The 15,788-nt window shown below is 48.8% G+C and carries 11 protein-coding genes and 3 pseudogenes; 8 read left to right on the top strand and 6 right to left on the bottom strand.

What is annotated here, in order from left to right; all coding sequences use genetic code 11:
- Window positions 1-7 precede the first annotated feature (7 nt).
- The 5 genes from AC07U6_RS19265 to AC07U6_RS19285 all read right to left on the bottom strand — a co-directional run bounded on the left by AC07U6_RS19265 (window position 8) and on the right by AC07U6_RS19285 (window position 4,544).
- Entirely contained in the window at window positions 8-394 is a 387-nt protein-coding gene (locus AC07U6_RS19265; protein ID WP_494761438.1) for a hypothetical protein, read from the bottom strand.
- Window positions 391-1,734, bottom strand: coding sequence for an McrC family protein (locus tag AC07U6_RS19270; protein ID WP_494761439.1), 1,344 nt, complete (start codon window positions 1,732-1,734; stop codon window positions 391-393). Before AC07U6_RS19270 ends, AC07U6_RS19265 begins: the two co-directional genes overlap by 4 nt.
- Window positions 1,727-3,802, bottom strand: coding sequence for an McrB family protein (locus AC07U6_RS19275; protein ID WP_494761440.1), 2,076 nt, complete (start codon window positions 3,800-3,802; stop codon window positions 1,727-1,729). Before AC07U6_RS19275 ends, AC07U6_RS19270 begins: the two co-directional genes overlap by 8 nt.
- Window positions 3,803-3,830: 28 nt before the next feature.
- Complete coding sequence (locus AC07U6_RS19280) at window positions 3,831-3,974, bottom strand: hypothetical protein (protein ID WP_494761441.1); 144 nt, start codon at window positions 3,972-3,974, stop codon at window positions 3,831-3,833.
- Window positions 3,975-4,190: 216 nt separating this feature from the next.
- Window positions 4,191-4,544 carry a DUF1294 domain-containing protein gene (locus AC07U6_RS19285; protein WP_494764428.1) on the bottom strand — a complete coding sequence of 118 codons (354 nt, stop codon included), beginning with the start codon at window positions 4,542-4,544 and terminating at the stop codon, window positions 4,191-4,193.
- Window positions 4,545-4,888: 344 nt separating this feature from the next.
- On the opposite strand from AC07U6_RS19285, the pseudogene AC07U6_RS19290 reads away from it, so the two are divergent.
- The 8 genes and pseudogenes from AC07U6_RS19290 to ampC all read left to right on the top strand — a co-directional run.
- A pseudogene (locus AC07U6_RS19290) lies at window positions 4,889-5,365 on the top strand (DUF4942 domain-containing protein); the annotation flags it as partial.
- Window positions 5,366-5,461: 96 nt separating this feature from the next.
- Complete coding sequence (locus tag AC07U6_RS19295) at window positions 5,462-5,710, top strand: CopG family ribbon-helix-helix protein (RefSeq protein ID WP_494761442.1); 249 nt, start codon at window positions 5,462-5,464, stop codon at window positions 5,708-5,710.
- 3 nt (window positions 5,711-5,713) lie between these two features.
- Entirely contained in the window at window positions 5,714-5,989 is a 276-nt protein-coding gene (locus AC07U6_RS19300) for a type II toxin-antitoxin system RelE/ParE family toxin (protein WP_494761443.1), read from the top strand.
- A gap of 553 nt (window positions 5,990-6,542) precedes the next feature.
- Window positions 6,543-8,903 (top strand): type I restriction-modification system subunit M, encoded by a 2,361-nt coding sequence (locus AC07U6_RS19305; protein ID WP_494761444.1) that lies wholly within the window; start codon window positions 6,543-6,545, stop codon window positions 8,901-8,903.
- Entirely contained in the window at window positions 8,903-10,288 is a 1,386-nt protein-coding gene (locus AC07U6_RS19310; RefSeq protein ID WP_494761445.1) for a restriction endonuclease subunit S, read from the top strand. Before AC07U6_RS19305 ends, AC07U6_RS19310 begins: the two co-directional genes overlap by 1 nt.
- Complete coding sequence (locus AC07U6_RS19315) at window positions 10,285-13,533, top strand: type I restriction endonuclease subunit R (RefSeq protein WP_494761446.1); 3,249 nt, start codon at window positions 10,285-10,287, stop codon at window positions 13,531-13,533. The genes AC07U6_RS19310 and AC07U6_RS19315 overlap by 4 nt, the downstream gene beginning before the upstream one ends.
- Window positions 13,534-13,639: 106 nt before the next feature.
- A pseudogene (gene tssD / locus AC07U6_RS19320) lies at window positions 13,640-13,942 on the top strand (type VI secretion system tube protein TssD); the annotation flags it as partial.
- 356 nt (window positions 13,943-14,298) lie between these two features.
- The gene (ampC, locus tag AC07U6_RS19325) at window positions 14,299-15,444 is read left to right on the top strand and encodes a CMY2/MIR/ACT/EC family class C beta-lactamase (protein WP_494761447.1); all 1,146 of its coding nucleotides are present in this window, start codon (window positions 14,299-14,301) and stop codon (window positions 15,442-15,444) included.
- A 234-nt stretch (window positions 15,445-15,678) separates the two neighbouring features.
- Here ampC and AC07U6_RS19330 read toward each other — a convergent pair.
- A pseudogene (locus AC07U6_RS19330) lies at window positions 15,679-15,774 on the bottom strand (hypothetical protein); the annotation flags it as partial.
- Between the last annotated feature and the right edge of the window lie 14 nt (window positions 15,775-15,788).

Consider the following 15,788-nt stretch of genomic DNA (forward strand, 5'->3'; position numbering starts at 1 on the left):
GTGCCGGCTAATTTATCAATACCAGCAAGGGGCCTTTAATCTCTAACTGCGCATGCTTCCGAGCTAGTTTGTGTATCTGCTGTTCACTGGTCGTAATACCTGCTGGGAGCTTTTTCAGTACTTGTGCCAGGGGCATGCGCCCACCAGCTTGTTGTAACAATGATACCAAATGTGCCGCAACATCAGGTGTAACCTGGTACGTTGCCGTTGTGGACTCTTTTAGATGATTACTTTGAGGCAATGAGGCAAGCCATAGCGAAACTTGAGACTGGCTAAAGCCAAGGGTTTGCCAGAGAGTTTGGTTCTCATTAAATACAAAGGCAGCGCTTCCGGGCGCTGCTGTTTGCTGAGTAATTAGTTGTTCCAGGCTTTGTCGCTGGTATTCATGGGTCATCTCATGCCTTCACTATAGGATACTGAAGCAGCCATCCGATCTGGGTTGGGTCTCATTGTACAGGACACATCACTTGCCCACATCATCCTCTCACCGCGCCTTGCCATTATCTGATAAGGCACAACCCATAATTTTAAGGTGTTCGAAAAAGCAAAGTGCTGCTGTATCGGTTGGTTAAAGTCATCGTGCGCAGGGTAGATCAGATACATTTCACCGGTCCCATTAAGATACTTTTGGCCGTAGGCAAACATTTGATAGAAGTCGGATTGCGCTAGTCCATACAGTGATTTTTTTTGATCGTTGCTGTTCACCAGCTTCCATTTTGTATCCATCACCATTTTGGTTTGAACTGGTTGGCGTGATTGAATCAACAAGTCTGGGCGAAGCTTAAAGCAGTCGTGAAGTCCATGCTTCACAAGAGAATAAGTGGAAACCTGTGGCTGAACTTTAAGGTGAGGAGGAAGCTCGTAGGGGAGGGTTTGTGCAACGAAAGACTCAAACACCGCTTCCATAGGGAACAAGAACGATATCGCTTTAGTATTTCCCTGCAAGGCACTCGGGCTCATTCCTCTCAGGATCAATTGCGCCCACGCCATTGGCTCGTTGTAATGAGCCATACCACGCTCGAGGCGTAAGCTGTTTATATCACTTTCAATATCCCGGCTAAGTGGAATACCGCCAAACGCAAAGCGCAGTTCGTAAAGCCAGCGTTGATTCTCTGATGAAAGCTTCAGGCCAGGTAGCTTATCCAGCGCGGAGTGTAAGAGCCGATTGGCTGCACAATCAGGCATATAGTCATCATAATCGACACAAAACTTATGGCGATTCACCGCGTTATGTCGCAGCTGTGCAGAAAGCATCAGCTTGCCTTTCATAAAAGCCAGATTACCTTGCTCGCTCACATAGTCGGAGCGTAAACCTTGTTTAAGCAATTGGCTGACGCTAAGCAAAAACTGACTGATAAAAATCTCAAGCAAAGGCATGCGCTGAGCCTGCAGAGTTGCCTGTTGGGTTTGAATATGTCGAAACCCAGGCAGATGGCTTAGCATCGTGATGAATGTTTCTCGCGCACTCGCAGCCGTGAGGTGTTTACCAACCTTGGGCAGTATCTCAAGTTGGAAACCGTGAGGTGTAGAAAGCATCCCCGCGTAGTTTTGCACCTGAAGCAATTTGAAACCTGAGCGTGAGGTGAGTTTGAGAAACTGGTTTCCTTGAATACTTGCCAGGCTAAGTGTTTCTAAATAATTGAAGACCTGTTGAGGCACCAGCTTTGCTCCAGCCGGGGCTGAATCTTTACTTCCTAACAAGTCATATTCAAAAACAGAGATCACTTCACCCATGGTTTACAGCCTGCTCATCAGGAGCGATCTGTTGGGGTTGATAAATAGCACGGTAAGCCTGTGGCCTGTTCCAGATCTCTTGATCGAATGTTTCGAGCTCGTAAGCTGTCGATTGCTGATCGTGACGTCGTAAAGCATGATTGTTACCAAAAAGCGTATCGAGATCGTCTGTTTTCTCAATTACGAACTGCAGGCTGTCGTCTTGCTTTTGGTTGTCTGCCAGCACCAGCCTGATTTTGTTCCAGTCGTCGAAAAAGTATTCCTGCAACAGCGGAATGATCTTTTTCTGGAATGCGATCTTCAATTGTTTAAACGCAGCTTCTTCATCACCGGCATCGAGTGCATTTTTTACTGGCATAAAGAACGCATGCCCCAGCGTATGTTCACGATCGTAAAGTGCTTCGATGCGGCTGTTGAGATTCTCTAACAACGACTCGAGTTCTATGCCTTTCACCTTACTTCCACTCAGCAAAGAGAGATCAGGCATCATCTCGATAAAGTCAAAGCGACGGCGCAAAGCCGTGTCCATCAGAGCTAAAGAACGGTCCGCTGTATTCATGGCTCCGATGATGTCGACATTGGCGGGTACGCTGAAGTGAGCACCGCTATAAGACAGTTGCAGGCTCATTGCATTGGACATACCCGCACGCTTGTCTACTTCAATGAGTGAGATTAGTTCACCAAAGATCTTGGATATGTTGCCGCGATTGATCTCATCAATGAAAATGGCGTAGCGATGCGCTGGATCGGCATTAGCACGTTGGCAAAGGCGCATAAAGATACCCGGCTCAATGGGATAAGAGATATTGCCACTCTCGTCAGTGCGAGCGCGGATACCTTCAATAAATTCTTCATAACCGTAAGATTGGTGGAAAGTAACCACTGCAAAACGCTGGATGGCTTCGGCAGATTTTGGACCACGTTTAAGTTCGGCGTAGAGCTCTACCAAATCCTCCACTTGCTCGAGCTGTGAATCAACCAGTAACCATTCGCTGTTATCTGTTTTGTTAAATACGGCAGGCACACGCCGATTCTTATAATCAACGGTTAACGATTCGGGAACTGTATAGGATTGCAAAGCCGCCCAGGCAGTATTCGATAGGTTGCCATTACGACCGTTTAATAATGCCTTACGTTGAAACCACGTATGTTCAATAATTTGGCGAACTTTTGCTCGTTTACCAAGATCGAGCAACACCAGAGTTATGACCTGCATCCAGTTCAACGATTCAAGGCGAGAATCCAGCCAGGCATCTCGATCGGCCGGTACAGCATGAGAGGTGTACTCTTTCATTTTTTGCTGCAACGTGAAGGTCTTGCCAGTACCCGGAGGGCCAAAGAAGATCACATTAGTTGGTGAATGTTGTAGGGTATTAATTTCGGTGAGTTCACTACTGGCTGTTGATGTTGTATCGGGCACTTTCTCCTGCTTTTGTTCGTTATCGCGTTGACGGAGCAATTCATAGAGATCCCAGATAGCCATATTTACGTAATATGGATCTGCATTCGGGGATTTAGAGTGGATGGCTTGCTTCAATTCATGGTTTTTCTGCAGCCAACTTCCATTCAGTTCCAGACCGAGGCTGAACTTCTTATTTAAGAAATCTGCCACTTTTGTAAACGCATTCTCATCCACGGCACTGGTGCAGCTCTCTGGTAAAAAAGCAGCAAAAACGCGGTTTCTCAAACTCCAGTACATACGCTTAAGTAGCCCGGTTTCTTTGGCCTTCTGCAGAGCACTGCCTACGTATTGATAGGTTGCTTCATCTGGTTGCTGACGAACGCGTTCGGTTAGTTCTCTAAGCAGTGGCAGACTTTGCTGATATTCCGCCAATGAAGGGACACCCTGACGAATGCTGGCAATGCCGTTATCACGTTCATACCAAAGCCGTTTGATCAAATCTTCCGTTCCAGGTACCGTGAATGTTGGGACTTGCTGTAGCAGCCCCGTGAATTCACGGTATCGCTGATTCCACCGGGAAGGTTCATAATTTTCATCTTCTGCCAGGGTATCAATCAATTCACTGAGCGTGAGCTTGCCTGCTTCGACACTATCTACAAGAGTCATCGTGACCTTTCCTCTGCGGTGACATTGCTTATTTTTTAACGAAGATGATGCGTTCTAATTGCATTGAGTTAAAGAAATCTAGGATAGGTTTTTGTTGCTCTGGCGAAAAGTCATAGGGCTTTTCTTGATCAAGAAGATGAACGCAGACTTTGGACTGCTGCTTACTGTCCATTGACCTCTCCTTTGTGTTTCTTTCTACATCAATGTTTTACCGTATCAGCCATGATTGTTCAAATTTCCCACATTTAAATTATGGGTTACAGATCTGCACGTCGCAGGTCTGTAACTCCGATGGTAAGAGTTACGCACTAGCCCCAGCTTTCTAAACAATGAAGGTAAAGTAATCGAGCCGGGAGTATTCCCAGGGTAACAGCCTGTTCATGGTCCATCAAAGCACTGCTTCGAGCCAGTGGGAATACATCCAATATAGCGCCACCAACACCGAGATATTTAGCATCACACTAATGATGAAGTAAGTTTTAAAAGGCTGTTTTTGCGTTTTATGGCGGAAGGCTTGCTGACCGACAATCGCTCCAAGCCATCCACCAACAAAACCAAATATCAGTAATGTGGACTCAGGTACCCTGCGCCAGACTTTGCGAGCCGCTATTTTATCAGCCCCATAAATCAACAGCGTCAACACGTTGGTGAGCAGGAACCACATGACAAGTGGACGAGGCATAAATACGCTGCCGATGGCCGCTAAGGCCAGGAGCAAGTAACAGAAGCGGTTGAGGTTCATACCAATAGCCACAGCATTTTCAGCGAAATTTGAAGCTGAACTATACCCGAGCTATGGGCTGGGAGAAATCAAATGGCAGCAGTCTGCCAGCCCTGGCTTTTAAGCTGCTCAATAGCCCAGGTCAACCGGAATAAATCTAATTGTGATGCCACGGGGCCTGTGCAAGAACGCAAGAAACAGTCGAGTCGTTCTTGCAATCTCGAAGCAGGCCCTTGCTGGCGGTCAGCTTCAGCAAGCTTTCAATATCAACAGCAACAGTTCGCGGGAAATGCCGTTGTTTCTGAGTCGTGGCAAGCCAGCGCAGAGAAAGGTGTGAGCGATCAGTGGTGATAAACCTAACCATCCTGCTGAGCGGCGACCTCCCTGCAATCAGCGAGGCGAATATCCTCAGTACTTTTGAGCAGTTACATCTCAATAAAATGGACGTTTTCGAACGTGGCATCATTAACGTCTTCAAAGGCCTGTCATGGGATTACAAAACCAATAGCCCTTGCAGCTTCGGTAAGAAGATCATCATTAACAATCGGGTGACGCATAACCGCTGGGGATTCAGTCTTAACTGGGGTTGGCGGCGGGATCAACTGGCGGACCTGGAGCGAATGCTGTTTCTGCTGGATGGCAAACCCATCCCTGACAACCGGGGTGATATCTCCACTCGGTTGATGGAGCATATCCGGGATAATCCGGCTAAGGACGTTTACGAAGATGAGTTCTTCAGCATTCGTTACTATCAAAAAGGCACGGCGCACTTGACCTTCAAGCGCCTGGAGTTGAATGACATCATTGCTAAACACTATCCGGGAATGCTGGCTTCAAGATGATGGGAGGATTGAAGTTGTCTTCGCCGCAGGTAGTTACGCGAACGCAAATATGCTATTTTAATAAGTGTTATTAACTTTTATTAAAAGGTGACGGTCATGAGACAACCCGCGAAACAGACGATCAGTGCTCAGATCCCTGCAGAGCTTGCTGCGGCGGTTGAAAACCTGGCTATTGAGCTGGACAGATCCAAAAGCTGGGTGATTAAGGAAGCGTTAACCGCCATGATTGAAGAGAGAGAGCGGCGGCATCAGCAGATTTTGAAAGGGCTTGCTGATGTCGATGCGGGAAGGGTGGTTAGCCATGCGGATGTGGTTGACTTCGCTAACAAACTGAAAAAATCGTAACCCATGGAAATACGTTGGACCCAAAAGGCCCAGGATGACCTGGAGCGTATTTATAGGTTCGCCTGTCAGTACAGTCGGCACCATGCTGACAACGTATTAGAACGTTTGATCATAGGAACCTCAGGGCTCGCCGACCATCCAGGAATCGGTGTGCCTCAGACAAGATATGAACCACGAGAAGTGAGGAAAATTTTGTTTGATGATTATGACGTTCACTATGAAATTCAGCGCGATACTATTTATATTGTTGACCTTTGGCATACCCGAGAGGATCGCTGAAGTTCGTCATCATCCAGGTAACGCTTGCCCCGATTCGAGTCCCAAAATCAACGATTTAATGTGTTGGTATCGATGTTGGTATATTATCTAAATTTTATTTTTTATTTCTTTTAAATCAAATAATTAATCATCATTTGCGAGTCCGGCCTTCTCATAGATTGAGTATGAAAATTAAAGCTACCCTTGAGGTGGTTTTTTTGTTTTTGGGATGCGGAGTCAGTACCAATTCATTTCTATTATTTTCTCAATATTTCAGCCGTATAGATAGATCTTACTGAACACAGTGTTTCTGCTGGTTTTGAAACAGAGAGGATGCTCGTTTACCCTTTCAGGCTAATTACATTTTCGTGCTGGTATGAATTGAATTCAGAGTTTTCGATAGCGCTGGCCTGCGAAGTCAGTTTTAGTAACCATTCAATCCCACTCTTCATTTCTTTGTCCCATATCGGTTGCGATAGTCCCTGTAGCAGGTATTATTTTGCGCACTGGATTCCAAAACTGAATTTTTGCCCGAGCATTTTGCTCCAGGGCTGCGATCTCTTCCGAGGGTTTCATGACTAACACTAACTTTTCTCAAACGGCTGCGTTTATCTGGTCGGTGGCTGATTTGCTGCGCGGAGATTTTAAACAGTCTCAGTACGGGCGCGTGATCCTGCCCTTTACGCTGCTGCGTCGTCTTGAGTGTGTGTTGGCGGAGACCAAAGACGCGGTGGTGGCGAAATATGATGAATTAAAAACCAGTCCACTGCCGGAAGATGCCAAAGAGAAGTTTCTGCTGCGCGCCAGCGGGCTTTCCTTCTTTAACACCTCGAAGATGGATCTGGGTAAGATGGGGCAGAACGACATCAAAGCCAACCTGGAAAGCTACGTACAGGCGTTCTCTCCGGACGCGCGTGAAATCTTCGAGCACTTCAAATTCAGTGAGTTTGTCGGCCTGCTGGAAGATGCCAACCTGCTGTTTAAAGTGGTGAAGAAATTCGCCACCACCGATTTGAGCCCGAAAGCGATTTCCAACTATGAAATGGGCCTGGTGTTTGAAGAGCTTATCCGTCGTTTTGCGGAAAGTTCTAACGAGACCGCCGGTGAGCACTTCACCCCACGCGATATCGTGCGTCTGACCACCTCACTGGTGTTTATGGAAGATGATGAAGCCCTGACGCAGGACGGTATCATCCGCACCATTTACGACCCGACGGCCGGGACCGGCGGCTTCCTCTCTTCAGGCATGGAATATGTGCACGAGCTGAACCCTAACGCTGTGATGCGTGCCTTTGGCCAGGAGCTGAACCCGGAATCCTACGCTATCTGTAAAGCCGACATGCTGATCAAAGGTCAGGACGTCAGCCGCATTAAGCTGGGTAACACCCTCTCTAACGACCAGCTGCCGCTGGACCAGTTTGACTACATGCTCTCTAACCCGCCGTTTGGTGTGGACTGGAAAAAGATTGAGGGCGAGATTAACGACGAACATACGCAGAAAGGCTTTAACGGTCGCTTTGGTCCGGGCCTGCCGCGTGTTTCCGACGGCTCGCTGCTGTTCCTGATGCATCTGATCAGCAAAATGCGCGACAACCACAATGTGGATGGCACCGTAAGCAACGGCGGGCGGATCGGGATTATCCTTAACGGCTCGCCACTGTTTACCGGGGGTGCGGGCAGCGGTGAGAGCGAAATCCGTCGCTACATTCTGGAAGCCGATTTGCTCGAAGGTATCGTCGCGCTCCCAACGGACATGTTCTACAACACCGGCATTGCCACCTACGTCTGGATCCTCTCCAACAAGAAAGCGCCTGAGCGTAAAGGCAAAGTACAGCTGATTGATGGCACCAACCTGTGCGGCAAAATGCGTAAATCGCTGGGTTCGAAGCGCAACCTGATGGGCGATGACGATATCAAACTGATCACGCAGACCTTCGGTGAGTTTGAGGTGGTGGATGCCACAACCCTGGAAGAACTGGGTCTGGAAAAAGCCACCGAGCAAAAATCCAGCCGTGGCCGTCAGCCTGCCACTGCCAAAACCGAAGCGCCGAAAACCTTCGCCAGCAAAATCTTTAACAGCACCGACTTTGGCTATCGCCGTCTGACCATCGAACGCCCGCTGCGTTTATCCGCTCAGGTCACGGATGAAGCGATTGCGACTCTGCGCTTTGCGCCGAAGCCGTTTAACGCGCCGATGGAACGCCTGTATGAAGAGTTCGCGGCCCAATGGCAGGAGGCCACCTACGGTGATTTCTCCCAGCTGGAAGCAGAAGCGCGCACCATCATCAAAGCCGAATTTGCTGAATTAAAAGAGAAACAAATTAAGGATCTGCTCGACAGCAAGCTGTGGCTGGCGCAGCGCGCCTTGATGGAAAAGGCACAGCAGATTCAGACGGCTCTGGGTACGCAGGCGGGTGGTAAAACGCGGGTGAGCAATGACTTCAATCAGTTCCAGCTGACCCTGAAAGGGGCAATCAAAACGGCTGGCGTGAAGCTGGACGCGAAAGAGAACAAGCAGTTTATCGACGCCATCACCACTAAAAACCCGGATGCCGAACCGGTGGTGAAGAAGGTGCTGAAAGAAGCCGCTCAGCCGCTGTACGGTGCATTTGAATACAAAGGCAAGGTCGTTGAGTTTGAGCAGGATGGTGAGCTGCGCGATAACGAAAACGTGCTGCTGAACCCGGCAGTCTCTACCAGCGATCTGATTGAAAACTACTTCAAAGCGGAAGTACTGCCACATGTGAATGACGCGTGGATCAACGCCGATAAGCGTGATGCCAAAGATAATGAGGTGGGGATTGTCGGCTACGAAATCCCGTTTAACCGCCACTTTTATGTCTATCAGCCACCGCGCCCGCTCGAAGAGATTGATGCCGATCTGGATGCGGTCAGCGCCGAGATTATGAAGCTGCTGCAGGAGGTACATTCCTGATGGCTAAGTATAAGGCGTATCCGGAGTATAAGGATTCTGGGGTTGAGTGGCTGGGGGCGATTCCAGATCATTGGACAACGTTAGCAATAAAACATGTAGTACAACTAAATCCTTCTAAGTCATGCATTAGCATAGAAAAAATGAAAGGGATGTGTAGCTTTATTCCGATGGAAAAGCTCAAATTCAATTCCTTATCTTTAGATGAAGTAAAAGATGTCTCCGATGTATATAATGGATATACATACTTTGAAAATGAAGACATCCTAATCGCAAAGGTTACGCCATGCTTCGAAAATAAAAACATGGTCGTTGCGCATGATTTGCATAATGGCATAGGCTTTGGCTCTTCTGAAATTTATGTTTTACGTTGTAATGATATTATAAACAATGATTTCTTATTTTATCGTCTTCAGGAAGATAACTTCATGTCCATAGCTGAAGGTGCTATGACCGGTGCTGGTGGATTGAAGAGGGTACCTTCAGAAGTCCTAAATAATTTTAAATTTGGGCTTCCAGGTAAAAAAGAGCAATCAATAATAGTAGATTTTCTCAAGCACGAAACCGCAAAAATCGATAAGCTGATCGAGAAGCAACAACAACTGATTGAACTGCTGAAAGAAAAACGTCAGGCAGTGATCAGTCATGCCGTCACCAAAGGGCTAAACCCTGATGTGCCGATGAAAGATTCTGGTGTTGAGTGGTTGGGGAATATCCCGGAGCATTGGGAACAGTCTCGTATTGGATGGGTATGCAATGTAGGTAATGGTTGTACTCCTAGTAGAGAAAATGCCCTGTTTTGGCAAAATGGCTCTTATCCATGGCTAAATAGCTCGAAAGTTAATGATGAAAGAATATTAACTGCAGAACAATTCGTTACTACCAAAGCTCTGTATGAATGTAGTTTGCCTATAGTAAAAAAAGGAAGTGTTATTATGGCTATTACAGGCGAAGGAAAAACTAGAGGTACATCTGCATTAATGATGATAAATGCAACCATTAACCAGCATGTTGCATATATAACGCCTAGGGCAAAAGATAAAATTTCGCCTGAATTTATCCATTTGTGGCTACAAAGCAAATATCAGCAAATACGCACTAGTTCTGAGGGATGGGGAAGCACAAAAGCGGCGATTACATGCTCTGATGTGAAATGCTATCCAATACCTGTGCCTCCACTAAAAGAACAGGCAGAAATAGTAAGGGCCATTGAAGAAAAGAAAACTATATTCACAAACCTTCTGTTGAGTTGTGAAAAGGAAATTGAAATTCTCCAGGAACGCCGCACCGCCCTAATCTCCGCTGCCGTCACGGGAAAAATCGACGTCCGCGATTGGGTTGCCCCTGACACGCAGAATGTTGAGGAGCCACAGGAGGCCACCGCATGAGCATGGACAGCACCAAAGAGCTGATTTTCCAGAATGAGATGATTGCTCAGATGGAGACAAAAGGCTGGATTTGTGGCAAAACCGATGGCTACGATCGCGAACGTGCGCTGTACTCGCAGGATGCACTAACCTTTGTGCAAACCACGCAGCCGCAGGAATGGGAGAAGTTTGCCAAAATTTATCCTACCGATACTGAGCGTCATTTCCTCGATGCGCTGGTGGCTCAGCTGAAAAAAGCGGATATCAACGCCACCGATATGCTGTCGCGCACTTACGGCACGCTTGGCGTGCTGCGTCATGGTATCAAAAGCCATAGCGCTCGTTTTTCCCTGTGCCAGTTTAAGCCGGAACATAACCTCAACCCGGAAACCCTTGCGCGCTACAAACAGAATATCTGCCGCATTGTGCCGGAGCTGGTTTACAGCCCGCATGCGTCGAACGCCGCATTTGAAGAAACGGGCGTTAAGGCGAAGAAATGGCGTATCGACCTGGCGTTGTTCGTTAATGGCCTGCCGATAGCAACGCTGGAGCTGAAGTCTGAATTTAAGCAGACAGTGCAAAATGCCATCACGCAGTATAAGAAAACGCGTTTACCGAAGGACCCTGGCACCAATAAACCGGAGCCGCTGCTGACCTTTAAACGTGGTGCGCTGGTGCACTTTGCCGTCAGCCAGTATGAAGTGTTTATGGCGACCAAACTGGATGGCGATAAAACCTTCTTCCTGCCGTTTAACAAAGGGACCCATGACGGCGGCGCGGGGAACGACATCCCGGAAGATGCCAACGACTACGCCACCAGCTATCTGTGGAATGAGGTGCTACTACCGGACAATCTGCTGAAAATTCTCGCGAGTTTCGTGCATCTTCAAATCGTAGAAAAAGAAAACGCCCTTGGTCTGAAGTACAAAAGCGAGAGCCTGATTTTCCCGCGCTATCACCAGTGGGACGTGGTGAACAAACTGATCACCGCCGCTACGGTGGAAGGAACCGGCAATAAATACCTGATTCAGCACAGTGCGGGGTCGGGAAAATCGAACTCCATCGCCTGGACGGCCCACCAGCTTTCCCGCCTGTACGATGAAAATGGCGAGAAGCAGTTCCACTCGGTGATTGTGGTGACGGATCGCATCGTGCTTGACGATCAGTTGCAGGACACCATCTATCAGTTTGAACATCAGGATGGCGTGGTCGGGCGGATCAATAACAAAGAAGGCGACGGCTCGAAATCGGAGAAGCTGGCCAGCGCGCTGGAAAATTCGCAGCCGATTATCATCGTCACCATTCAGACCTTCCCGTGTGTCCTGAAGGCGATTGAAAACAGCGTCAGCCTCAAACAGCGTAAATACGCGGTCATCGCCGATGAAGCGCACTCCTCACAGAGCGGCTCTACGGCGCGACAGCTGAAAGAAGTACTAATGCTCGAAGAAACGGATGATGATGTGGAAATGACTTCAGAAGATGTTCTGGGTGCCACCGTCGCCGCACGCAAAGGCAGCAGCAACCTCAACTTTTACGCCTTTACCGCCACGCCGAAGGATAAAACGCTGCAGCTGTTCGGCCGCCGTCCTGAACCGCTGGAACCGGCGTCAAAAACTAACAAACCGGAAGCGTTCCACGTTTACTCGATGCGTCAGGCCATCGAAGAAGGCTTTATTCTTGATGTGCTGAAGAACTACACCAACTACAAGGTGGCGTACAAGCTGCTGCAAAAGCTGGACGATCCTGACCGGGAAGTGGACAGTAAAAAAGCCAGGGTCAAGCTGAACCAGTGGGTTTCGCTGCACGATCACAATGTGTCGCAGAAAGTGAAGGTGATTGTTGAGCATTTCCGTAAGCATGTGACGCACTTGCTGGCTGGCCAGGCGAAAGCGATGGTGGTGACCAGTTCGCGTAAGGCCGCTGTGCGTTATAAGCTGGCATTCGATAAATATATTGCCGAGCACAAGTACGACAAGATCAGCGCGATGGTGGCGTTCTCAGGGGAAGTGGAATTCTTTGAAAGTGACCACAACAGCCTTGCGCTGCTTAACCAGAAGTTCACTGAGATCAATATGAACCCCGGGCTGAAAGGCCGGGATATGCGCAAAGCGTTTGATACCGACGACTATCAGGTGATGCTGGTGGCCAACAAATTCCAGACCGGTTTTGACCAACCCAAGCTGTGTGCCATGTATGTGGATAAAAAGCTGGCCGGTGTGGAATGCGTACAGACGCTGTCGCGCCTGAACCGTACCTATCCTGGGAAGGCGCAGTCCGGCACCTTTGTGCTCGATTTCTGGAACGAGCCTGACGAGATTTTGGCTGCTTTCCAACCCTACTATCAGACAGCGGAACTCACGGATGTCAGCGACCCGCAACTCGTCTTTGAGCTTTATGAAAAGCTGCGTACCAGCGGCATTTTCCTGTGGAACGAAGTGGAGCAGTTCTGCGAGGCGTTCTTCAGTAAACATAAATCCAACGCTGCGATTAGTAATATCTGTAAGCCAGCCGTTGAGCGCTGGAAACAACGTTATACTTCGGCGATTGACGCTTATGTGCAGGCAAAAGAGATATTCGAACGTACTAAAAAAACTGGCGATGTTGTGCTGATCACCAACTCGGAAAATACCTTTAAGGCCTGTAAACAGGAAAAAGACAGGCTGGATATCTTCAAAAAAGATCTCGGCAGTTTTGTTCGTTTCTACGAGTTTATGTCGCAGATTGTGGATTACGATGACAAGGATCTGGAAAAGCTCAGCCTGTTTGCTCGGCATTTGCGCCCGCTATTGCATGAACAGCGCATCGAAGAAGACGAGGTTGATTTAAGTAACGTGGAGATGAGCCACTACCGTTTATCCAGGCTTCACCAACAGCATCTCAAGCTGCAGGAAGATGCGGCGGACTACAAAATCACACCGGGTAATGATGTCGGAACGGCGAAGCCGAAAGACAAGAAAGAAGAGTTTCTATCCAGTATTCTGGCGCGGCTGAATGACCTGTTCATTACCGATAATCTTAGCGAAAAAGACATGATCAACTATGCCTTTACCGTGCGCGATAAGCTGTCGGAAAACGAAGCGGTGATGACGCAAATTGCTAACAATACGCGTGAACAGGCCATGCTGGGGGATTTTCCTAAAGCCATTGATGATGCAGTAATGGACAGCAATGATGCCCAAAAAGAGATGATGATGCAGTACCTGTCAAATCAGGAGCTGGCGAAAGGCTTTGCCCGAGTAGTGTTTGATATGTTGAAAGGGGCTTAATCCTGTTCAGTCCGCCATTATATTGGTGAGGCCGGACCTGACTGTAATAGCCTGTTATGTAATTCGTAATGCTGTGTTATTGGTTTATTGCGGAAAAAATCACAATCAAAAGGAGTTTGATAGTGCCAGTCCGTACCTGAACAAAGCGGTTGCTACGGGGCAGACACTGAAGTCTTCGGAGATCCGCTGGAACCGTAGCAATCATACAGGTCAGGAAGAATGCTATTTCATTATGACTATTGAGGGAGTTAAGATTACTGGAGTTAATCCAGGTATGCCAAATGCTAAAATGGCAGGTAATTCGCAAATCAATCATATGGAATCTATCGCTCTGATGTACGATAAAATTACATGGCGCTACGTGGATGGCAATGTTCAGTATACAGATGACGGGAATGTGAGAACGTAACCAATATCATTCAGGACATTCTGTATGGAAAGTATCGCGATTGTCCTGAGTAAAAAGCGATCTTCTTTGGGAGTCAGCAATAGTAATTTAGTCGTAGAATTTTATTTTTAATTTTATCGCGTATAAGTCATGTCGATACCATAAACATGTCATCCCAACATGTTTAAAAAATCGTGTTTTATCGACATATCGGCCAGATGTGTCGATGCCGTAAACATCTCCGGGCCATATGTTTAAGAAAAGCGGTTTTATCGGCATAGACTGAGAGGTAAAATGCATGCTTTACGGCGCTATCGGCAGCTGTTTTCAGCCACTTCTGTCGCAAAACACTCGCTCCATCATTAAGGAAGATCCCCATGCTAAAACCCCTCCTCACTACCACGCTGCTGCTCGCCGCATCCACTCCTGCCTTTGCCGCACCCACAACTGACGCACAGCTGACCGATGTGGTTAATCGCACTATCGCGCCGTTAATCAAAGAGCAGGCGATCCCGGGGATGGCGGTGGCGGTGATTTATCAGGGCAAACCCCATTACTTTACCTGGGGGCTGGCGGACGTGGCGGGGAAGAAGCCGGTCACGCAGGAAACCCTGTTTGAGCTGGGTTCGGTGAGCAAAACCTTTACCGGCGTGCTGGGCGGCGATGCGATTGCCCGTGGGGAAATCAGCCTCAGCGATCCGGCCAGCAAATACTGGCCTGCGCTCTCCGGCAAGCAGTGGCAGGGGATAACGCTGCTGCACCTGGCGACCTATACCGCCGGTGGCCTGCCGCTACAGGTGCCGGATAACGTCACCGATGCTGCCGCGCTGCAAAAATATTACCAGTCCTGGCAGGCGGAGTGGGCACCGGGGGAAAAGCGCCTGTATGCCAATGCCAGCATCGGCCTGTTTGGTGCGCTGGCGGTGAAGCCTTCGGGGATGACCTTTGAGCAGGCGATGAACCGCCGCGTACTGCAGCCGTTAGCGCTGAAGCACACCTGGTATCAGGTACCGGAAAGCGAGGCTAAAAACTATTCCTGGGGCTACCGCAACGGGAAAGCGGTGCACGTCTCTCCGGGCATGCTGGATGCGGAAGCCTACGGTGTGAAAACCTCGATTGAGGATATGGCCCGCTGGGTACAGGCCAATATGCAGCCGGAGAAGGTAACAGACGCGTCGCTGCGAAAAGGCATCGCGCTGGCGCAGTCGCGCTACTGGCAGGTCGGGGATATGTATCAGGGGCTGGGCTGGGAGATGTTGAACTGGCCGCTACAGGAAAAAAGCGTGGTGGATGGCAGCGATAATAAGGTCGCGCTGGCCCCGATGAAAGCTACGGAGATCGCGCCTCCCGCGCCGCGTCAGCAGGCGTCCTGGGTACATAAAACAGGGTCCACCGGCGGATTTGGCAGCTACGCGGCGTTTATCCCGCAGAAGGATATCGGCATTGTGATGCTGGCGAACAAAAGCTATCCCAACCCGCTCAGGGTAGAGGCGGCTTACCGCATTCTGGCGGCGCTGGAGTAACCTTTTTCAGCCTGGCTTAATGTTATTTAATGCGGTTGTCGCACTGGTGCGATCGGCCGCCGTGATGGTTATCAGGCACGCTCTAAATTACAGGCTCTCTGAGTTTCAATAAAAAGCCTGAGCCTGTGATTTAGATTCTCTGTTTTGACCTGATCTAATCGGGTGCCCGGCGAAAAAAGCCCAATATTGACCTCTTCGCGCAGGGCATCCGCTAACGCTTTTGCTAATGCTATCGCGATCTGGCGTGGCGTTAAACGGCATTTCCACCAGCTGCTTATCCAGCTGGAGCGTATCGTTATGTTCCGTCATCCCCGCAGCCTGCACCTCAGCGCTGCGGATTGCCC

This window comes from Erwinia sp. GW821-FHT03D09, from assembly GCF_059420805.1.

Coding starts and splice junctions, on each gene's coding strand:
- AC07U6_RS19265 (WP_494761438.1), bottom strand. CDS start 394: ATGACCCATGAATACCAGCGACAAAGCCTGGAACAACTAATTACTCAG.
- AC07U6_RS19270 (WP_494761439.1), bottom strand. CDS start 1,734: ATGGGTGAAGTGATCTCTGTTTTTGAATATGACTTGTTAGGAAGTAAA.
- AC07U6_RS19275 (WP_494761440.1), bottom strand. CDS start 3,802: ATGACTCTTGTAGATAGTGTCGAAGCAGGCAAGCTCACGCTCAGTGAA.
- AC07U6_RS19280 (WP_494761441.1), bottom strand. CDS start 3,974: ATGGACAGTAAGCAGCAGTCCAAAGTCTGCGTTCATCTTCTTGATCAA.
- AC07U6_RS19285 (WP_494764428.1), bottom strand. CDS start 4,544: ATGAACCTCAACCGCTTCTGTTACTTGCTCCTGGCCTTAGCGGCCATC.
- AC07U6_RS19295 (WP_494761442.1), top strand. CDS start 5,462: ATGAGACAACCCGCGAAACAGACGATCAGTGCTCAGATCCCTGCAGAG.
- AC07U6_RS19300 (WP_494761443.1), top strand. CDS start 5,714: ATGGAAATACGTTGGACCCAAAAGGCCCAGGATGACCTGGAGCGTATT.
- AC07U6_RS19305 (WP_494761444.1), top strand. CDS start 6,543: ATGACTAACACTAACTTTTCTCAAACGGCTGCGTTTATCTGGTCGGTG.
- AC07U6_RS19310 (WP_494761445.1), top strand. CDS start 8,903: ATGGCTAAGTATAAGGCGTATCCGGAGTATAAGGATTCTGGGGTTGAG.
- AC07U6_RS19315 (WP_494761446.1), top strand. CDS start 10,285: ATGAGCATGGACAGCACCAAAGAGCTGATTTTCCAGAATGAGATGATT.
- ampC (WP_494761447.1), top strand. CDS start 14,299: ATGCTAAAACCCCTCCTCACTACCACGCTGCTGCTCGCCGCATCCACT.